19 protein-coding genes are annotated in these 18518 nt (G+C 64.9%); 11 read left to right on the top strand and 8 right to left on the bottom strand.

Annotated features, from left to right (window positions below; all coding sequences use genetic code 11):
• Positions 1 to 80: 80 nt before the first annotated feature.
• The 4 genes from chrA to NKJ34_RS03325 all read right to left on the bottom strand — a co-directional run bounded on the left by chrA (position 81) and on the right by NKJ34_RS03325 (position 4016).
• The gene (gene chrA, locus NKJ34_RS03340; RefSeq protein WP_253736837.1) at positions 81 to 1427 is read right to left on the bottom strand and encodes a chromate efflux transporter; all 1347 of its coding nucleotides are present in this window, start codon (positions 1425 to 1427) and stop codon (positions 81 to 83) included.
• Positions 1428 to 1545: 118 nt separating this feature from the next.
• Positions 1546 to 1959, bottom strand: a complete 414-nt coding sequence (locus NKJ34_RS03335; protein ID WP_253736836.1) for a GIY-YIG nuclease family protein — start codon at positions 1957 to 1959, stop codon at positions 1546 to 1548.
• A gap of 1 nt (position 1960) precedes the next feature.
• The gene (locus NKJ34_RS03330) at positions 1961 to 3262 is read right to left on the bottom strand and encodes a M48 family metallopeptidase (RefSeq protein WP_253736835.1); all 1302 of its coding nucleotides are present in this window, start codon (positions 3260 to 3262) and stop codon (positions 1961 to 1963) included.
• A gap of 67 nt (positions 3263 to 3329) precedes the next feature.
• Positions 3330 to 4016: an HD domain-containing protein gene (locus NKJ34_RS03325; protein ID WP_253736834.1), complete on the bottom strand. Its 687-nt coding sequence runs from the start codon at positions 4014 to 4016 to the stop codon at positions 3330 to 3332.
• 216 nt (positions 4017 to 4232) lie between these two features.
• Between NKJ34_RS03325 and NKJ34_RS03320 the strand changes: the two genes are divergently transcribed.
• The 4 genes from NKJ34_RS03320 (at position 4233) to NKJ34_RS03305 (ending at position 8579) form a co-directional block, all read left to right on the top strand.
• Positions 4233 to 4676, top strand: a complete 444-nt coding sequence (locus NKJ34_RS03320; protein WP_253736833.1) for a FlaD/FlaE family flagellar protein — start codon at positions 4233 to 4235, stop codon at positions 4674 to 4676.
• Between the two features lie 12 nt (positions 4677 to 4688).
• Positions 4689 to 5759, top strand: a complete 1071-nt coding sequence (locus NKJ34_RS03315; RefSeq protein WP_253736832.1) for an actin-like salactin — start codon at positions 4689 to 4691, stop codon at positions 5757 to 5759.
• Between the two features lie 113 nt (positions 5760 to 5872).
• On the top strand, positions 5873 to 6535 hold the full coding sequence (locus NKJ34_RS03310; protein WP_253736831.1) for an alpha/beta hydrolase: 663 nt from the start codon (positions 5873 to 5875) through the stop codon (positions 6533 to 6535).
• A gap of 106 nt (positions 6536 to 6641) precedes the next feature.
• Positions 6642 to 8579 (top strand): tetratricopeptide repeat protein, encoded by a 1938-nt coding sequence (locus NKJ34_RS03305; protein ID WP_253736830.1) that lies wholly within the window; start codon positions 6642 to 6644, stop codon positions 8577 to 8579.
• Here NKJ34_RS03305 and NKJ34_RS03300 read toward each other — a convergent pair.
• Positions 8576 to 9583 (bottom strand): sodium:calcium antiporter, encoded by a 1008-nt coding sequence (locus NKJ34_RS03300; RefSeq protein ID WP_253736829.1) that lies wholly within the window; start codon positions 9581 to 9583, stop codon positions 8576 to 8578. The genes NKJ34_RS03305 and NKJ34_RS03300 overlap by 4 nt on opposite strands.
• A 109-nt stretch (positions 9584 to 9692) precedes the next feature.
• On the opposite strand from NKJ34_RS03300, the gene NKJ34_RS03295 reads away from it, so the two are divergent.
• The 5 genes from NKJ34_RS03295 (at position 9693) to NKJ34_RS03275 (ending at position 13159) form a co-directional block, all read left to right on the top strand.
• The gene (locus tag NKJ34_RS03295) at positions 9693 to 10067 is read left to right on the top strand and encodes a YlbF/YmcA family competence regulator (protein ID WP_253736828.1); all 375 of its coding nucleotides are present in this window, start codon (positions 9693 to 9695) and stop codon (positions 10065 to 10067) included.
• A gap of 37 nt (positions 10068 to 10104) precedes the next feature.
• The gene (locus tag NKJ34_RS03290; RefSeq protein WP_253736827.1) at positions 10105 to 10446 is read left to right on the top strand and encodes a hypothetical protein; all 342 of its coding nucleotides are present in this window, start codon (positions 10105 to 10107) and stop codon (positions 10444 to 10446) included.
• Positions 10447 to 10498: 52 nt separating this feature from the next.
• Positions 10499 to 11131 carry an RAD55 family ATPase gene (locus NKJ34_RS03285; RefSeq protein ID WP_253736826.1) on the top strand — a complete coding sequence of 211 codons (633 nt, stop codon included), beginning with the start codon at positions 10499 to 10501 and terminating at the stop codon, positions 11129 to 11131.
• A gap of 117 nt (positions 11132 to 11248) precedes the next feature.
• Positions 11249 to 11386, top strand: a complete 138-nt coding sequence (locus NKJ34_RS03280) for a hypothetical protein (protein WP_253736825.1) — start codon at positions 11249 to 11251, stop codon at positions 11384 to 11386.
• Between the two features lie 123 nt (positions 11387 to 11509).
• On the top strand, positions 11510 to 13159 hold the full coding sequence (locus tag NKJ34_RS03275) for an ATP-binding response regulator (protein ID WP_253736824.1): 1650 nt from the start codon (positions 11510 to 11512) through the stop codon (positions 13157 to 13159).
• Here NKJ34_RS03275 and NKJ34_RS03270 read toward each other — a convergent pair.
• From NKJ34_RS03270 to NKJ34_RS03260, 3 genes are all read right to left on the bottom strand, one after another.
• On the bottom strand, positions 13156 to 13560 hold the full coding sequence (locus NKJ34_RS03270; protein ID WP_253736823.1) for a VOC family protein: 405 nt from the start codon (positions 13558 to 13560) through the stop codon (positions 13156 to 13158). The two genes, NKJ34_RS03275 and NKJ34_RS03270, sit on opposite strands and share 4 nt — an antisense overlap.
• 94 nt (positions 13561 to 13654) lie before the next feature.
• On the bottom strand, positions 13655 to 14302 hold the full coding sequence (locus NKJ34_RS03265; protein WP_253736822.1) for a metal-dependent hydrolase: 648 nt from the start codon (positions 14300 to 14302) through the stop codon (positions 13655 to 13657).
• Positions 14302 to 14928: a metal-dependent hydrolase gene (locus NKJ34_RS03260; protein WP_253736821.1), complete on the bottom strand. Its 627-nt coding sequence runs from the start codon at positions 14926 to 14928 to the stop codon at positions 14302 to 14304. The genes NKJ34_RS03265 and NKJ34_RS03260 overlap by 1 nt, the downstream gene beginning before the upstream one ends.
• 149 nt (positions 14929 to 15077) lie before the next feature.
• Here NKJ34_RS03260 and NKJ34_RS03255 point away from each other — a divergent pair, with 149 nt between their 5' ends.
• Both NKJ34_RS03255 and NKJ34_RS03250 read left to right on the top strand, forming a co-directional pair.
• Positions 15078 to 16847 (top strand): glycoside hydrolase family 13 protein, encoded by a 1770-nt coding sequence (locus tag NKJ34_RS03255; RefSeq protein WP_253736820.1) that lies wholly within the window; start codon positions 15078 to 15080, stop codon positions 16845 to 16847.
• Positions 16848 to 17063: 216 nt separating this feature from the next.
• A complete protein-coding gene (locus NKJ34_RS03250; protein WP_253736819.1) occupies positions 17064 to 18518 on the top strand; it encodes a globin-coupled sensor protein in 1455 nt (484 codons plus the stop codon).

Here is an 18518-nt window from a genome sequence, read left to right as displayed (position 1 = left end):
ACGCCACTCACTAGCAGTCGAAGGAGAGTAGTCGGCAACTTCTCTTATATAAGCACAGGTCGACGGCGCCCAGTCGGTATTCAAAACAGGAAGAACGCCGCGATGCCGACTGCACCACCACCGAAGATGAGGTAGACCGCCTCGACATCTCGCGTAAAGAGGACGAACGTGGCCGCTGCAAGTGCGACCGTCAGTGGGTCGACGAAAGAGTCACGCGCCAGCGTCACTGTCGCACCCAAAATCGCGCCGACAACCGCGGCGTTAACACCCATGAGCGCGGTCTGGACGACCGGATTCTCCCGAACCCGTGCGAAGTACGGAAACAGCCCCAGAATAAAAACGAACGAGGGGCCGAACGCACCGATCGTCGCCACGAGCGCGCCGAGGACGGCGATCCAGAGCACGCCACCCGACACGTCGAGCAGGAGTTTGTAGCCGACGAACGCAGTCGTCATCACGACCGGGCCGGGAGACAGCTGGCCGATCGCGACGCCGTCGACGAACTCCCGGCCGGTGAGCCACGCGAACTCGGTGACGACGTACTTCTCAATGAACGGAATCAAGACGAGGCCGCCGCCGTAGATGAACGAGCCAGTGTAGAGCATGAACGCAAACAGTTTGATCCACTCGTTTGCCCACAGCGCGGCCACCAGGCCCCACACCGGCGAGGAGTCGAGCAACGAGCGAAGCCGTGGGCCGACAGCGTCGACCAGCCGGTCGCGGAACAGATATGTGAGAGCGATGACGGCGGCGACAACGCCCCACCCACCCAGTCGGCGGGTATTGGCTCGGAGCCAGCCGCGGCGGTAGACCCCGACCGCGATCAGTCCCGCCGCGACGAAGGAGACGACGGGGTTGGGATTGAGCAGTACTGTGACAACGATGGTCGCGACCAGCAGCACTGCCAATAGGTAGTCGATTGTCCACGTCTCTGAGCCGATCCGGAGTTCGGCATCGTCGCGTCCCTCGGCCAGTGCCGACTGTCCCATCGACCACGCTGCACCGACGATCAGCCCGATGACGACCGGGTTGATCCCATAAAAGAAGGCCTCGACCGACGGCACTGCCTGATAGGCGAAGTAGAGCCACGAGAAGAAGACAACGAGGAGGAAGGTGGGGAGCATGAACGCGCCGCCAGCGACCACAGCCCCGAGATTGCCGCCGCGAACCCAACCCATGAAGATTCCCAGTTGCGTCGACGCCGGCCCCGGCAGGGTGTTACAGATCGCTAACCCCTCCATGAACGTCCCTTGGTCCGTCCATCCCTCCTCGCCGACCAGATCGTCCTCCATCATTGCGATGTGGACCAGCGGCCCACCGAAGCCGACGATGCCGATATACAGGAAGTACCGTGCGATCTCGGTGAGTCGGGCGGGTGTCGACTCCCCGCGGTACTCGTCGGTTGCTGTGGCCGGCTGGTCGCTCATCGGTCGGCTAGTCGTGATCGATCTATTTCACAGTCAGGGCCTTCGTGTACAGCCGTAGTTGGCACCTACTACAGATAGACGACAGGACGTCCGCCGATGAGTGTTCAGTAGTCAATGCCTACGCTCTGAACGAGTCGGCCACGTCGCGCAGCCTCGACCGATCGGTCGGTCCCCACAGGTGGCTCGGACAGTCGCAGTCCGAAGCCCCGAACGCCGCAACGCGCTCACAGCCAGCAGCCCCGAGTGCGGTCGACAGTTCGCATTCGAGGTCGCGGTCGGGAAACGTCTCGACGGTCGCCAACTCGGTTTCGGCCGCGCCGAGCAGGTAGTCGACGTGCCAGTGGCGCACGTCGTGGTCCCCGGCGTCGACCTGTCGGTGGCGGTCAACGCGCGACAATCCACCGGGACCGAACGCGCTGCCGACGTACGCGTAGTAGCCCGCCTCGAACGCGCGACTGCCAAGTGCGCCGACCTCAATCTCGGTCGGCTGTTCACAGTCGATAACGAGGAGGTAGGAGCCCGGACCGGCCATGTTAGTCGGCGGCTACTCCCGCGGTTCCGTCGGCCTCAGTCGACCCGTCGTCGGCATCCGGTCGTTCTTGCAGCAGCCGAATCCGCTCGGGAATCGGCGGATGGCTGTAGTGGAACGTCGCATACCACGGATGCGGGAAGGGATTGGCGAGGTTCTCGTTCGCCAATCGGGCTAGCGCGTCGACCATCGGCTCCGGCCCCATCACGTCGGCGGCGAAGGCGTCGGCCTCGCGTTCGTGTTTCAGCGACAGACGGTTGGCCAGCGGCGCGGTGAACTGGAGTACGGGGCCGACGATCAGGACCGCAAGGACGAGCCCCGCGTAGGTCGACGTCTCCGGAATCCCGAAGGCCACATACAGGGGCTCGAAGGCAACGAGTGCGCCGAGGGCGGCGAAAACGATTCCCATTCGCAGCGCGCTGCCCGCGAACTGTTTCCAGATGTGGGCCTCCTTCCAGTGGGCGAGTTCGTGGGCCAGCACCCCTTGGAGTTCGGGAATCTCCATCGAGTCGACGAGCGTGTCGAACAACACCACGCGTTTGGTCCGGCCGAAGCCGATGAAGTAGGCGTTGAGTTGGGATGACCGGCGGCTGGCGTCCATCGTGTAGATGTCGCTCGTCGAGAATCCGGCGCGTTCGAAGACGTCCTCGACGGCCTCCCGAAGCGCCCCCGATTCCACGGGCTCGAAGTCGTTGAACAGGGGTGCGATCACCCGCGGGTAGAGGATCTGCATCACCAGCGAGAAGGCGATAAACAACAGCCACGCGGCCAGCGGCCACAGCGTCGGCAGCGCAGTTACAAACGCGAGGATCGCGCCACCCAGAACGACCGTAAAGACCAGCGAGATACCCAGCGTGAGCAGTGTGTCGCGGGCGAAGAGCCGCGAGGGCTGTTGATTGAAGTCGAATATTTCCTCGATACCGAACGTCGAGACGATGCTGAACGGTAGCGAAAACAGCTGTGTGGCCACGACGAGGCCAGCAAAGAAGACGATACCCTGTAGCACGGTCGACAGACCGGTCGACGTCAGCAGGTCGACGGCCCACGCGAGGCCACCGGCATAGAGAACGACCAGCAGCGTCCCGAGGCCGACCCACGATCGGAGTTCGGAGAACGCGGTCGTCAGCCGGTGATAATCGCGGATTTCGTCCGGATCGTCGACGCCCAGTGTTTCGTCGAGCCACGCCCGCTTGCGGTCGACCAGTCGGTCGGCGTGCCGGACGTCGAGCACCGCCAGCGCAGTGAAAAACGCCTGTGTACCGACCAGCAGGACGACGAAGGCGGCGTGGAGTTCGGGGTACTGCATGCTGTTCGGACGGACGTGCCGACCGGCCTAAACAGTGACTACCGCGCGGTAGTCGACGGCTACTGCCTCAGATATCGTGGTCGCGGTCCATATCGGCGACTTCGCCTTCGAGCCACTCGCGGAACCACTTGACACGTTTGAGCCGCTGGTGAGCGATGGACTCGGCAGTGTCGGATTCCAGCCGGTCGACGTGGTCTTTGCCGCGCTGGAAAACGCGGTCGACCATCCGGGCGGCGTCCATGTGGGTGCGGGCCTCGTACCCCATCCGCAGCAGCATCAGCGCGGTGCCGTTGGCTCCGACCTTGTCGAGGATATCGGCCTCGACCAGACACCGGGTTTCCAGTGGGAGATCAGCCAGCGACCCCTGGTGGGAGTGGGCCTCGACGGCCGCACAGACCTCGTCGACGAACGACTGGGGATAGTCACACCGACTGGTGAGATACTCGCGGGCGACGCTCGCACCCTCTTCGGCGTGGATGTCCTGTGGGGCTTCGAGTTTCGAGACGTCGTGGAACAGCGCGGCGACAGTGACGACGTCGAGATCGGCCCCCTCTTCGACGGCGATCTCGCGGGCGAGGTCGACGACGTTTTTGATGTGGTTGAACCGGTAGTCGGCGCTGTGCCACGGATACCACCGCATGCGGCCGCCGTCGTCTTCGCTCTGGACGCTCGCGGCGAGATAGTCGTAGACGAACTGCTCCATATCGGCGAACTCCGCGTCGGTGACTCCCGACTCCTTGATTTCAACACCCATGGGACCACCTCCTGGACGGGCGAACGGATAGTTTCATTACGGAACGAAACGGTCGTTTCACTCTTAGGCGTTACGACACCGCTATCCGGGCGAAACGCCCGGTCGTGTGGTCGTCTGCCATCCGTCGCACTCACCAGAATGCTGATATTCGTCCGTGAGATACAGTTGCGCAGGGCACGACGCAGGTGACGACCTGGCGACGGAGGCTCAGAGACGATGACAGTCAACCCACGGGAGTACGACGCGGCCGAACTCCGGGAGTTGGCCGGCGCGGAGCCGGTCGAGGACCGATCAGGAGCGACGGGACCGAAACCCGACGAGTCGATCCGCGACGAGCAGTTTCGACAGCTGCTGGCGCTCCAGTCGAAACGCCAGCAACTCGATCAGCTCACCCGGCCGTTCCTGACGGCCCTTCCCGACTCGGAGCTCGGAGCCGGGCTCCGAACGGAATGGCTCGACTTCCTCGTTCACGTCGGGGGGCGCAACCGAACCGAGCGGGCGATCCAGTACTACCGGCGGCTGCGGTGGATCACGCCGGCGGTCGCCATCGAACTCAGCGATTCGGTCGACGAGTTCCCGGAGCCGGCCCACGACCGGTCGTTCACGATGGGTGATCACCGTCTCAGCCTGCTGTATGTCGCCACGCTGGCGTCGCTGTGACCCACACTAACCATGGCAGACGATACCGAAGACGACGCGTTCGACGGCACGAGTGAAGCAAGCGAGATAACCCCTGTCGGCGTCAAACTCGGCAGCACCCGGACGGTCCTCCAGTACCCGAAGAACGGCGAGATGGAGACGGTTCGGACGCTGACCTGTTTGGCGACCTACGAGGACGCCATCACCGGCGAGGAGAAGGTTCTCTACGGCGAGCAGGCCGCCCAGGAGTTCCCCGATACGGTGGAGTTCATGCTCCGCTCGGGCCTACCGGAGGACGACGACCGAGCGGAGCTGGCCGCCAAGTTCTTCAGGGAACTGGTCCGCGCACAGGACATCCCCGAAGACAGCGTCGTCGTCTATGCGATCCCGACGATCGACAACGACGAGGGGCTCGAAAACCTCACCGAGGTGATCGAAAACAGCCCGATCGGCAAACAGCAGGTCCGGAGTTTCCCCGAGTCCCTCTGTGGGGCCGTCCCGGCGATGGGCGACGGGCTCGAAGCCATCGACGAGGTGTTCGTGGCTGTGAACATGGGTTCGACCAACCTCGAAGCCTGTGCCTACCGCCACGCCGAACAGCTCGAACCCTTTTCGACCGGTGCGGTCACCGGCGGCGAGGTCGACCGCCGGATCGCCAACGCGGTCGAAGAGGAGACACAGGGGCGGGTCAACATCGACCTCACGACCGCCCGCGAGTACAAGGAGGAACACGGCGACTTCAACAACTTCGAGCCGTTTACCGATGTCATCCAGCAGCCCGGCGGCGGCTCCCACGAGTTCACTATCGAGCGTGGCGTGATGGACCCCCTCGACGAGTACGTCGACGAGGCAGTCGACGAGATCGCCAACAACTTCCTCTCGGAGTTGGCCAACACCCACATGAAACCCTACCAGATCGCCCTCGGCAAGCCGATCGCGCTGACCGGCGGGATGGCCTGTATTCCGGGAATCGAAGAGGTCTTCGAGGAGCGGCTCTCGGCGGAACTCGATCGGGACATCACCGTCGTCTCGGCCGAACGGCCCGATCTTGCTGCGGCTCAGGGTGCCCAGCGGATCGCCGCGAAACTCGCCGACAACCTCTGAGCTGTCGGCTCAGTTATCGAATATAGTTACTCGGTTCCTACCGGCCGCCCCGCGACGGCCGGTGACACCGGTGTTACTGACCGTTTAAATTCACGGCCCGCCAACCGGTCGACATGACGGCACTTCCACTCGAACACGTTCACGTCGACCCCGAGACGCCGACTGAGGGGCCGGAGCCGGCGGTCGTCGTCCTCCATGGTCGCGGGGCAAACGAACAGGACCTGCTACCGATCGCCCGAGAGATCCCCGAGACGTACCACATCATCAGCCTTCGGGCTCCCGACAGACTACAGGGCGGCTACACGTGGTACGAACTCGATCTCTCGGCCGGCGGCCTCCACCAGAGCCAGCCCGATCGGACCGACTTCCGCCGGAGTCTCGATCTCGTCGACGAGAGCATCGACGCCGCCATCGAGACGTATGGCCTCGATCCCGACCGGATCGGGCTGCTCGGCTTCAGTCAAGGGGCGATCACCAGCCTGTCGCTACTGTTGGAGTCGCCGGTCGACTACCAATGGGTCGCCGCCCTCCACGGCTATCTGCCGGCCTCCCACCGCGAACTCGCACCCGAGGGCATCGCCGACAAGCCCGTCTTCATCGCCGCCGGCAGCGCCGATCAGATCATCCCGGAAGCCCGCACTGAAGCCGCCGCCGAACGGTTCGACGCGCTCGGCGCGGCCGTCGAGTACACCGCCTACGAGGCCCCCCACGGTGTCGGCGGCGAAGAGCTCGCCGATCTGGTCGACTTCGTCGACCGGCTCGACGATCGACAGTAGCCATCGACTACCACCCGGTAGCCGGTGGCTACGCGGGCTGAACACGGGTGGGTCAGTCACGATCGTATGCTAAAGATTGAAGGTCAGGCCTGCCGACAGGCCGGTAGTGAATACGGATCGTCGAACGCTGAGACTCGTTGTCGACAGCCGCCGTGCGACCGACGGCGTGCTTGCGGCAGTCGACCTCACCGAAGTCGTCGAACGTGCTGCTCGGGAGGCCGCCGAACGGGCCGCCAAGACGACCGACCCAACAGTACTGTACGATCAGTTGAACGCCGCTCTCGGGGACGAGCAGCTCGCCGAGCGGCTCGGTGAGCCGCCATCCGAGTCGGAACCGGAGGCGGCCGCTACGTTACTGACCGAGGTACTCGTCGACGACGGAAGCGGTGGCGAAGGGGCGCTGACGGACGACGAGTCGACCCGTGTCGCCGAGGCGTTTCTCGCCGAACTACAGCGGGAACTCGTGGCGATCGACGACGAAGCTATGGGACTCGTCGAGTTGGGGGCGGCTGCCCGCCGGCGAGGAGCCGTCGAGACGGCGAGGGACGCTCTGGAACTCGCCCGCGAAATCGCCCGAGAGGCCGACGACAGCCGGGCGGCAGCGGCCGCACTCGCCGGTCTCGGCGACGTGGCACTCCGGGACGGGTCGGCCGACGACGCCGAAGAGCAGTATCAGGCGAGCCTCGATCGCGCCCGCGAGAGCGGCGACGAGTCGGCGGAAGCGACCGCACTCGCCGGCCTCGGCAACGTCGACCTCCAGCGGGAAGCGCTCGATGCGGCCGAGGAGTACCACCGCGAGAGCCTCGCGATCTCCCGACGGATCGACGACCAGTCGACCGAGGCAAACAGCCTCGCCAGCCTCGGAACGATCGCCGACCGGCGGGGGGACGCCGACACCGCCGAAACGTATCTCCGTGAGAGTCTCGATCTCAAACGTCTCGTCGGTGACGAGGCGGGGGAAGCGACCGCACTCGCCAGCCTCGGCAGCCTCGAGGAGGGCCGCGGCGCGTACGCCGAGGCGGTCGACCACTACGTCGCGGCCGCCGAGGGGTTTGCATCGACCGGTCAGACCGAAGCCCGGCTCGAAGCCCTGCAGGGGGTGGTCGACTGCCAGCAGGCCGACGGTCGGACGGCCGACGCAGTCGAAACCTGCGAGGACGCCCTGTCGGTTCTCGACGACGTCGGCATGGCCGACGCGGACTCCTACCGCCGATGGTTCCGGACGCGGCACGCCGGTCTGACCGGCGACGCTGAGGCCGTCGCTTCGCTTTACGAGCAGGCACTAGGGCTGATCGCCGACGGCGACGATCCCGGAGCCTTCGAACTGCTCGATGGGCTCTGGGAGTGCCGATCGGCCTTCGATCCGGAGACGACCGCCTACAGCCACTGTCTCCGCGCCGGGGTGGCCTTCGCCGCCTACCACCTCCTGCTGGAAGAGCCCGCCGTCGACACCGGCCCTGAGGAGATCGTCGAGACGATCGACGCCTACCGGGAGGCGCTTTCGGAGCCGGCGGCGGTCCTGCTGGCGTTCGTTCGCAGTGGCGGAGCCGATCGGGAACTCGATATCGATCCAGAGAGTCCCGCCGCCGAGGGGTCGGTCGACGCGATCGAACGCCGGGTGTTCGCCGACTTTCTCGACCGGATCAGCGAGACGCCGCCGCCGGCCGAGCTGTACGCCGAGGCGCTGGCCAGGATCGCCGACAGCGACGGCGATCTCCAGACGGTCGTCCAGCTGTGTCTGGTCACGTGGGAGAACGGCGAGCCCGATTCCCGGCCGGTGCTCGGGGCCGGGCTGGTCGCCGAGGTCCACCGCGAGCGGTTCGATATCCGGCTCCCGTTCGACCGTGAGACCGTCGTCGACCGGATCGAGGCCAACCGGACGGAACTGTCGGCACCGCTGGCGGTGCTGTTCGAGCGGTTCACGACCGGCTCGACCGACGTGACACCCGAAGAACTGGTCGAGACAGCCGATACCGACGATCCGACGATCGTCGACGTCGAGCGTGTGGTCGTCGCCCGGCTGCTCGGCTGGCTCGACGATTAGACGCCCGGCAGCGTGTCGATGTAGCCGATGGTCTCGGCGGCGACCCAGCCGACGAACAGCCCGTAACACCCCAACAGGAGCCGCGCCTCCCGGCTGGTGATACGGAGCTTGGTTCGCATAATGGTAAAGAGGACGATCGTCGCCAACGTCAGCGCGCCCATCATCGGTACCGCCAGCGCGTAGTCGACGGTCGTCGAACCGACCAAGAGCACGCCGATCGGCAGCGCGACCAGCAGATCGAAGGTGTTGCTCCCCAACACGTTCGAGAGGCTGACCTCGCCGGCCCCGCGATTGGCCGCCCGGACGCTCATGATCGCATCCGGGAGGCTGGTGCCCGCGGCGACGACAATCAGTCCCCAGATGAACTCCGGGGAGTCCAGCAGATCGCCGAATCCTAGCGCCGCCCGGATCAGTCCCTCGACGGCGGCGACGATCAACACCAGCGCGACCGCCAGCCGGAGCCACTCCCGCCGGACGTCGACCGACGCCTCGCTGATCGGCGGCTCGTAGTCGGTGATGTCCTGATACTGGATGAACAGATACAGCCCGTAGATCCCCAGCGGGATGAGCGCGAGCGGCCGGCCGATGACCGACGTACCGATCGCGCCAGTGGTGTTGTAGATGACGCCGAACGAGAAGGTAAGCAGCAACACGGCGATCGAGAGCATGTAGAACTGCGCCTCCTTGTAGACGACCGCGCGGTTGACTTCGAGGGGGCTGCGGCCCATTGCGCTGACCGCGGGGATCACGAGGATGTTGAAGATCGCCGAGCCGACGATGGTGCCGACGCCGAGATCGAACGTGTCGTGAAGCAACACCCCGAGGACGACGCTGGCGAGTTCGGGGAAACTCGACCCGATGGCGACGATCACCGCGCCCTGAACGACCGCCGGCAGGCCGTAGTAGAGCGCGAGTTTCTGGCTGGCCCCGTCGAGCAGTTCGCTTCCCTTCCAGACCACTGCCGTCGAAACGATCGTCAAGCCGAGCAACGTAACGACTGACACGACAGCACCTGGTCGACCCTCGGTAGTAAGCCCCCCGGTTAGGAGCCGGATCCGGCGGCTGGTCGGGGGTTCCGGCACATCTATACCGGTCGACACCCAATGTGTGGCCATGAGCGTCGAGACCGCAACACTCGAAGATCTGGGCCGCGAGCTGGGCGAGAAAATCGCCGACAGTCCCGAACACGAGGCGTTCGTCGAGGCCAACGAGGCCGTCGAAAACAACGCCGAAGCCCAAGAGAAGATCAAGGAGTTCGAACAGCTCCGCCACGAGTTCATGGTCGATCGGGAGGCCGGCCGCGCCGACCGCGAATCGATGCGCGAGGTCAAGCGGGCCCAGCGCGAACTCCACGCCCTGCCGGTAATGGAGGAGTATCTCGACGCCCAAGAAGCATTGCAGGAGCGGCTCGAATCGGTCAACATGGCCATCTCCGAAGAGCTCGCCGTCGACTTCGGCGGCGAGGCCGGCGGCTGCTGTCAGGACTAGCCGTAGTTTTAGATACCAGTCCACCACCACCGGCGGTATGGATCTCGTCGTCGCCGCCCCCGGCGTGTCGACCGGGCGACTGTCCGAAACCCTCGGGAGCGACGGCCATAGCCTGCTGTTCGTCGACCGGCTGACCCGCTGTGGCGTGCCGACCGCCGACCCGACTACCGCCGACCGGCTCCGCGTGGCAGTCACTCCCTGTGTGAGCGCACTGCATGCCGCCGACCGGTTCCGCCGCCGGCTCCCTGCTGGGGTCGGTGTCGACGCCGTGTTGGTCGTCGGCGCCGGCCGGCAGTCGGTCGCCGCGTGGGCCGACGGCCGTTTCGGGTGCCCCGTCTCGTCGGTCGGCTCGGCGGCCCGCACGGCAGCGCGTTATTGATCACGATAATTCGATGCGTAGGCTTATTTTCGCCCACGACGAGGAGTCGACGATGAGCCGGCGCCTGTCGACGGGGGTCGACGTGCTCGATCGGCAGCTCGACGGGGGGATCCCGACCGGCAGCATCGTCCTGTTTACGGCCGATCCGGCGAGCCAGTCGGAGCTACTGCTCTACGAGCTAACCGCCGTCCGGGCGGCGCTCTACCTGACGACGCTCCGCTCGGAGCAGGCGGTCTCGGACGCACTCGATCGGACCACCCGGTACACACAGGTCGGCGATCCGACGATCCGGGATATCGGTGTCGAGGCCCCCTTGGACGGGGCCAACAAGCTGCTGGGGACCGTCCCCGAGGAGTCGACGCTGATCGTCGACACCCTCGATCCGCTAGAGCGACAGGAGCCCAGCCGGTTTCGCCGCTTCCTCAACGAACTCCAGACCCAGATGACCAACACCGAGTCCGTCGCCGTGCTCCACGCGATGGACGGTCGGTCGGTGCCCGTGATGCGCGACGTCAGCGAGCACATGGCCGACGTGATCTTCGACCTCGACACCGAACGGCAGGGCACCGAGATCGTCAACCGACTGTCCGTGCCCAAATTCCGCGGCGGTCGCGCCCTCGAAGAGACGATCAAACTCAAACTGTCGACTGGGGTCTCGATCGACACCAGCCGAGATATCGCCTGAGTTGATAGACGACAGTAGTAATTGGTTTGTTCGAAAGGATTTATGCCGGTCGTAGCCGAACGGACGAACAATGAACCGACACACAGCCGCGTATCCGCAGTCGACCGCCTGGAGACGATGAACAAGCTCAGCATCGGGCTGCTGCTGCTCGTCGCGCTCGCGGTCGCCGGCGTCGTGGGGATGCTCGTCCTCGCCCCGCCGGGCGTCGTCGAGAACCCGCCGACAGTGGGTCTGCCGGTGGGCCTCGGGGTATGATGGGGCCCGAAACCGTCGGCGGTCCCGCCATCCGATGGATCATCCGGGTGTCGACCACGCAATATAATCATCGCTGATAACTGGACGGGAAAGTTGATACAACAGTTACGAGAGGGTGAAGATATGACGACACGGAACGGGGGGTCTCATCTTCTCTACGCCGACCCCGATCCGATCTACCGGCGACAGGTGTCGTCGGTGTTCGAGCCCGAGTGGACGGTGACGGCGGTAGCGACCGCAGACGAGGCCATCGAGCACCTCGACGAATCGATCGACGCGGTCGCGGCCGCCGACGACCTCCCGGAGACCGGCGGGATCGAGTTCTACCGCTCGGTGACGACGGAGGTAGAGTCGGTCCCGTTCGTCCTGTTTGCCGCCACCGAAGACGTAGACCGGCTGCGCCGGGCGTTTCGGGCGGGCGTCGACGACGTGATCTACAAACAACGCGCGCCAGGAACGACCAAGGACGCGGCCGCCGAGAACAACTCCGGCGGCGGGCGGGCTGGCGACATCACCGACGGGATCGTCGGGCTGCGCAACAGTCTCGAGTCGGTCGAGGAAGTCTCGGCGGATCTCAACGGAATCACCCTCGACGTCTCGCGATCGCTGATGGGAGCGGCACCCGACGAGGTCGACATGAAAACCGAGTGGGCCCTCAAGTCGCTGGCCGAGGAAATCGACGCCACCCAGTGTCTGATCTACGAGGTCGACGACGACCGGCCGAAGCTCGAACTCACCCACGGCTGGACCGGCGACCTCCCGGACGACGAGATCCACCGCGCCGCCTTCGATCTCGGCAGCGAGTCGATCCCGACCGAGCGGTTCCCCGGCTTCGACGACCAACTCTCACAGTTCGAACCCGCCTGTATCGACGCCACACGGCTCGAGGACGCCGGCGAGCGACCCGCGGCGACCGGCGGCGACGAGGGTGGTGTGGCAACCGTCGGATCGGCCGCGGCCTCGGTGGCGACCGACCGCGACGAGGGGACGCTGCTGGCGCTGCCGGTCGTCATCGAGTGGCAGCTCTCGGGAACGATCGTCATCACCGTCGACCAGCCGCGGGAGTGGGGCGAAGACGCACGCCAGCGGTTACAGGCGGTTGGCGAACTCGTCGGCCACATGGAGCGCCGCCGTCGCCAGCGGCAGGCGCTCGAACGTCAGAACGAGCAGCTCGAACAGTTCGCCTCGGTGATCAGCCACGACCTCCAGAACCCGCTGAACGTCATCTCCGGCTATCTCGATCTCGCCGTCGAGACCGGCGACGTGAGCCGTCTCGACCCCGCAGTCGACGCCGCCGATCGCATGTCCGAGATGCTCGACGACCTGCTGACGCTGGCCCGCGAGGGGCGGGCAGTCGGTGAGACCGAGCCCGTCGAACTCGAACCGATCGTCGAGGAGGCCTGGGAGAACGTCGAAACACACGACGCGAGCCTCGAAACGGCCGGCTTCGAGGCGCTCGATCCCGTCGAGGCCGACGCCTCGCGGCTCCAGGAAGCCTTCGAGAACCTGTTCAAAAACGCGATCGTCCACGCGGGCGAGGACGTCGACATGCGTGTCGAGGCCGACGGGGGAACGGTCTACGTCGCCGACGACGGGCCGGGGATCCCGGCTGACAAGCGGGACGTCGTCTTCGAGTACGGCCACACCGGCGGTGACGGCACCGGCCTCGGACTGGCGATCGTCCGGTCGATCATCGAGGGCCACGACTGGGAGATCGATGCCGCCGAAAGCGCCGAGGGCGGCGCCCGGTTCGATATCGATCTCGGCCGCTAGTGGAGTTTGAGTTCGACCCGTCGACCGTCCGGGTCGCGAACATAAACCGCCCAGTCGCGGCCGTAGGCCCCGTATCGTTTGTACGGCTCGCCGTCCTCGACAGTGACACCCGCATCCTGTAGCTCGTCGATCAGCGCCTCGATTTCGGCTTCGGTCTCCATCTCCGACGAGCGGAGTAGGAGACAGAGGTGATCGCTTGCGACATCGATCGGTTCGTTGGTCGGTACGAGATGGATGTGCCGACCGCCGGCGACGACGGCGACGTAGGGGACCTCGCCCCGCTCGAAGCGCTCGCGGTCCCGGATGTCCATCCCCAGTAGCTCGTGGTAAAACTCGAGAGCGGCGTCGAGATCGGACACCCGAACCGCGGCATGATCGAGGTCGACGACATCAATTCCCATGGGCTGACTTCGACAGCGACCGGCAAAAACCGTTCGCGTCGGTCAGACGACAGTAGGAACCGCCTACCGGCTGGAAGCGAGTGGTAGTCGACGCCTACTCGTCCGACTGCCGGCGACGGGCCAGCAGGACGAACAGCCCGATACAGAGGAAGTACAGCTGCCAGCCGCCGACGGCGATCGGGAACCGGCGATCGACCGGCCCCACGGGCTCTTTGGAGGGTTGGACCGGTGTCGAGACGTGGACGCTCTGGGTTGTGCCGCTCTGGCCGGCGTCGACCACCTGCTGGCCGGTGGTGGGGTCGACCGAGATGTCGATGAACGTCTGGACGAGGCCCTCCGAGGAGAGGTAGAGTTCGCCGTCGAGGGCGACAAACTGGTCGACGAGCGGCCAGACGATATTGATCCCGTCGAGATGGGTCCAGTCGAGGGCGATGTGAGCGAAGACGTGAGCGAACAGCGCGACCCACGCCACCCGGACGCCGTACTCGCCCCAGCGGCCGCGGAGCCACGACTCCGACCGTTGGCTGTCCCAGTAGACGAATCCCGCGAGAACCGCCGCGAGGACCATCGTGTGGAGGACGGTGCGGTGGGCACCCGGCATGACGAAACCGAGGGCAGAATCGAGTTCAGGGGCGACGATGACTGCGAGGACGACTGCCAGCGCCCGGCGGTCGTAGTACGCACCGAGCAGGCCGACCGCGAGAACGACGGCGAAGGCGGCGTGGACGACCGACGTGGGCATCAGCGATCACCTCGATCGATGAGCGTCTTCGCCGGCACGGCGGCCGCCGCAGTCAGGACCACCACGGCCTGCCAGCCCGATTCGATCAACCGGAGTCGACGCTCCCCGTCGCCCGGATTGAGCCACGATGAGACGTGGTGGGTCCCTGTGGTTCCGGGCGAAGCCAGCCCGAGCCAGCCGTCGCCGACGGTGAGGTAGGTCTGGACGATCCCCTCCTGTGTCGACAGCACAAATTTGCCGACGATGGCGTAGTAGCGGTCCGACAGCGGGTAGAAGAGGGCGACGCTTTCGGTGCTAAAGAGGTCGACGCCGATTCCGGCGACGGCGTAGGCGGCGATGGCGACCCACGCGACCCGGACGCCGTACCAGTCGTAGCGCTCGCGGAGCCACGAACGGTTGCGGCGGGTCGTGTCGTAGTAGATGAGGGCTGCGGCTATAGTGGGAATAACGATCGTGTGGAGGGCGGCGTTGGTCGCCCCCGGTAGGAGGAGACTAACGAAGACATCGGCGTCGGGGAGGGCGGCGGCGACGCCGACGACGGCCAGCGAGCGCCGGTCGAAGGCGGCCCCGAGCAGCGCACCCCCGAGCAGCACGCCGATTGCGACCGACACAAGCGTAGGCGGCATGCCCTGACTTTCGGCTCGGAGATGGTAAACCTGCGTGACCATCGACTGCACACAGCCGGCGGTGAGGCCTCGCCACGGCAGCACTGCCGTTCTGGCGTGACTATCGCCGAATCCAGACCGCTTAACCGTCCTGCCGAGAAGGGGTAGCTATGGCAGCACCAACCACGGACGATATCGACCGCGCGTGGTGGAAGGAGTCGGTCATCTACCAGATCTACCCGCGGAGCTTCAACGACACCGACGGCGACGGTGTCGGCGACATTCCGGGTATCATTGAGAAACTGGACTATCTCGACGAGCTCGGCGTCGACATCATCTGGCTCAACCCCGTCTACGAGTCGCCGAACGCCGACAACGGCTACGACATCGCCGACTACCAGTCGATCATGGACGAGTTCGGGACGATGGACGACTGGGAGCGGCTGCTGGATGGGCTCCACGACCGGGATATCAAGCTCATCATGGATCTGGTAGTCAACCACACTTCCGACGAACACGAGTGGTTCGTCAACGCCCGCGACGTCGACAGCGAGTACCACGACTACTACATCTGGCGGCACGGCCGCACCGACGTCGACGGCTTCACCGGCCACCACGGCCCGGAAGACGAGGCCCCACCCAACGAGTGGGAGTCGTTTTTCGGCGGACCGGCGTGGGCCTACGACGAGGAGGTCGGCAAATGGTATCTCCATCTGTTCGACGAGAAACAGCCCGATCTGAACTGGGAGAACCCGGCGGTCCGCGAGGAGGTCTTCGACATGATGGAGTGGTGGCTCGACAAGGGGATCGACGGCTTCCGGATGGACGTCATCAACCTCCTGTCGAAACCGCCGGAGGTCACCGACCACGATCCGCCGACCAACACCAGCCAGATGTGGGACTCGATCGACGGCCCGCGGATCCACGAGTTCCTCGACGAGATGCACGAGGCCGTGTTGGACGATAAAGACGTCTTCGCCCTCGGCGAGATGATCGGTCAAGGGATGGATATGGAGACCGCCCGGCGCTACGTCGGTGCCGACGGCCCCCTGTCGACGCTGTTCCACTTCGACCACGTCCTGCTGGACCACGGCGGGGTGATCTGGGAGACCAACGAGTGGACGCTCAACGACCTCCGGGACGTGTTCAACCGCTGGCAGTACGGGCTCGCCGACGAGGGGTGGAACTCCATCTACCTCAGCAACCACGACCAGCCGCGGCTGGTCTCGCGGTTCGGCAACGACGGCGAATACCGCGAGGAGTCCGCCAAGCTATTGGCGACACTGATATTCACGCTCCGCGGAACACCCTACATCTTCCAAGGGGCCGAGATCGGGATGACCAACTACCCCTTCGACTCCCTGGAGGAGTTCCGCGACGTCGAGACGGTCAACCCCGTCGAAAACGCACTCGAAAGCGGCGCAGTCGACTCCTTCGACGACATCAAACACGGGCTCCGACAGAACAGCCGCGACAACGCCCGCACGCCGATCCAGTGGGACGACAGCGACAACGCCGGCTTCACCGACGGCGAGCCGTGGATCGGCGTCAACCCCAACCACGACGAGATCAACGTCGAAGCCGCCCGCCAAGATGAGGACTCGATCTGGCACTACTACCGTGAGCTGATCGATCTCCGGAGCGACAGCGACGTCAGCGACGTGATGGTCTACGGCCGCTACGACGTACTTATCAACGACCACGAGGAGGTCTGGTCGTACATCCGGACACTCGGCGACGAGCGACTGCTGATCACGCTCAACTTCGCCGAGTGGGAGAGTCACACGTGGATCCCAGAGGAGGAAGTCGACTTCGATCCACAGGAGATGGAAGCCGAACTCCTCCTGTCGAACTACGGCGACGACGAGCGGGCGACCGACGTCGACGCCGCGGCGTTCGACCTCCGACCGTGGGAAGCCCGCGTCTACCGCCTAACGTAGCGACGAAGGAGTACGCACCGTTCTGTTTCCGACCCCGTAGTCGGCTGTGAGCGCATTCGACCGACGAGCAGGTGCCGATCCGTCGACACAGGGTCGCGACTGGGATAAAAACGTGAAGCTACATTGTTATCTGAGTGTATGTTCGCTTGAACAGCATATCTTTATGTGTATGGATCACCCAATACTCTGTAGTACACCAGAATGTCTCCGACGAATATGATCGATGCGGACAGGCGGAAACAGGTAGACGGCGCGCAACTGACGGCGGAAATCGGGGTCGACGACGAGGAAATCCTCTGGCGGAAGGATTTCACGAACTTCGAAGAACAGGACCGCCAGCGGCTCGACGCAATGGCCGAGACGATGGAGCCCGTGATCGACGAGATGGTCGACGACTTCTACGACCACCTCGATCTGTTCGACGAGACCGTCGAGATATTCGGCCGGTCGACGAAGACGGGCGAGCAACTCAAAGGCAACCAGCGGGCGTATCTGCGCAGCCTCTTCGGGGGGACCTACGACCGGCAGTACTTCGAGAGCCGCGCGCGGATCGGGAAGATCCACGATATGCTGGAGTTGGGGCCGAAGATCTACCTCGGCGCCTACAGCATCTTCTACGACCACATCATCGAGACGCAGGTCTCGGAACTCCAAAACCGGCTCGAGACGACCGGCGATGGGTCGCTCGAACCCGACGAGGCACTGGCGGAGCTCGGCGACCGGCTCCTGTCGGTCCTCAAGGTTATGAGCCTCGACCAGCAGGTCGCGATGGATACCTACATCAACTCCTACAGTCAGGACCTCGAGGCGGAACTCGACCGCCAGCGATCGGTGACCACGGATATCAGGACGGCGACCAGAGAGGCAAAACAGGCAGGGGTGGAGATCACCGACAGCGCAACCGAAATCAGCGACGTCGCTGCCAGTCAGGCCGATTCGATGGACGAGGTCGCTGGGGAAGTCTCGAACATGTCGGCGACCGTCGAGGAGATCGCCTCGACGGCCGACGAGGTAGCAACCCAGAGCCGGCAGGCGAACGATCTCGCCCAAGAGGGAACGGCAGCCGCCGACGAGGCGATCTCGGTTATGGAGTCGGTTGCCGACTCCTCACAGGAGGTCGTCGACGATATGGACAACCTCCAGTCGCGGATCGACGACATCGATGAGGTCGTCGAGGTGATCAACGACATCGCCGGCCAGACGAACCTGCTGGCGCTCAACGCCTCGATCGAGGCCGCCCGGGCCGGAGAGGCCGGCTCCGGCTTCGCGGTCGTCGCCGACGAGGTCAAGAGCCTCGCCGAGGAGTCCCAGACCCACGCCAAGGATATCGAAGAACTGGTCGACGAGATCAAGGGGGACGCCACCGAGACCGTCGACAGCCTCGAAGCGACCGCCGAGGAGGTCGATACGGGTATCGAACAGGTCGAGTCGGCGATGGCGACACTCGAAGAGATCGCCGACGAGATCCAGCAAGCCACACAGGGAATCCAGGAGGTGTCGACCGCCACCGACGATCAGGCCGCCTCCAGCGAGGAAGTCGCGACGATGGTCTCCGAACTCGTCGAGCAGGCCACCGAGATCGCCGACGAGGTCGAGGACATCGCGGCGGCCAACGAGCAACAGACCGAACAGATCAAAGAGATCGAAGACAGCGTCGGACGGCTCGCGTAA

The organism is Halohasta salina (assembly GCF_024178165.1).
Classification (GTDB): domain Archaea; phylum Halobacteriota; class Halobacteria; order Halobacteriales; family Haloferacaceae; genus Halohasta; species Halohasta salina.
This window is presented reverse-complemented; position numbering and strand designations above follow the sequence as displayed.

What these genes read in the sequence shown, in the direction of transcription:
- chrA (WP_253736837.1), bottom strand. Translation starts at nt 1,427, where the DNA reads ATGAGCGACCAGCCGGCCACAGCAACCGACGAGTACCGCGGGGAGTCG.
- NKJ34_RS03335 (WP_253736836.1), bottom strand. Translation starts at nt 1,959, where the DNA reads ATGGCCGGTCCGGGCTCCTACCTCCTCGTTATCGACTGTGAACAGCCG.
- NKJ34_RS03330 (WP_253736835.1), bottom strand. Translation starts at nt 3,262, where the DNA reads ATGCAGTACCCCGAACTCCACGCCGCCTTCGTCGTCCTGCTGGTCGGT.
- NKJ34_RS03325 (WP_253736834.1), bottom strand. Translation starts at nt 4,016, where the DNA reads ATGGGTGTTGAAATCAAGGAGTCGGGAGTCACCGACGCGGAGTTCGCC.
- NKJ34_RS03320 (WP_253736833.1), top strand. Translation starts at nt 4,233, where the DNA reads ATGACAGTCAACCCACGGGAGTACGACGCGGCCGAACTCCGGGAGTTG.
- NKJ34_RS03315 (WP_253736832.1), top strand. Translation starts at nt 4,689, where the DNA reads ATGGCAGACGATACCGAAGACGACGCGTTCGACGGCACGAGTGAAGCA.
- NKJ34_RS03310 (WP_253736831.1), top strand. Translation starts at nt 5,873, where the DNA reads ATGACGGCACTTCCACTCGAACACGTTCACGTCGACCCCGAGACGCCG.
- NKJ34_RS03295 (WP_253736828.1), top strand. Translation starts at nt 9,693, where the DNA reads ATGAGCGTCGAGACCGCAACACTCGAAGATCTGGGCCGCGAGCTGGGC.
- NKJ34_RS03290 (WP_253736827.1), top strand. Translation starts at nt 10,105, where the DNA reads ATGGATCTCGTCGTCGCCGCCCCCGGCGTGTCGACCGGGCGACTGTCC.
- NKJ34_RS03285 (WP_253736826.1), top strand. Translation starts at nt 10,499, where the DNA reads ATGAGCCGGCGCCTGTCGACGGGGGTCGACGTGCTCGATCGGCAGCTC.
- NKJ34_RS03280 (WP_253736825.1), top strand. Translation starts at nt 11,249, where the DNA reads ATGAACAAGCTCAGCATCGGGCTGCTGCTGCTCGTCGCGCTCGCGGTC.
- NKJ34_RS03275 (WP_253736824.1), top strand. Translation starts at nt 11,510, where the DNA reads ATGACGACACGGAACGGGGGGTCTCATCTTCTCTACGCCGACCCCGAT.
- NKJ34_RS03270 (WP_253736823.1), bottom strand. Translation starts at nt 13,560, where the DNA reads ATGGGAATTGATGTCGTCGACCTCGATCATGCCGCGGTTCGGGTGTCC.
- NKJ34_RS03265 (WP_253736822.1), bottom strand. Translation starts at nt 14,302, where the DNA reads ATGCCCACGTCGGTCGTCCACGCCGCCTTCGCCGTCGTTCTCGCGGTC.
- NKJ34_RS03260 (WP_253736821.1), bottom strand. Translation starts at nt 14,928, where the DNA reads ATGCCGCCTACGCTTGTGTCGGTCGCAATCGGCGTGCTGCTCGGGGGT.
- NKJ34_RS03255 (WP_253736820.1), top strand. Translation starts at nt 15,078, where the DNA reads ATGGCAGCACCAACCACGGACGATATCGACCGCGCGTGGTGGAAGGAG.
- NKJ34_RS03250 (WP_253736819.1), top strand. Translation starts at nt 17,064, where the DNA reads ATGATCGATGCGGACAGGCGGAAACAGGTAGACGGCGCGCAACTGACG.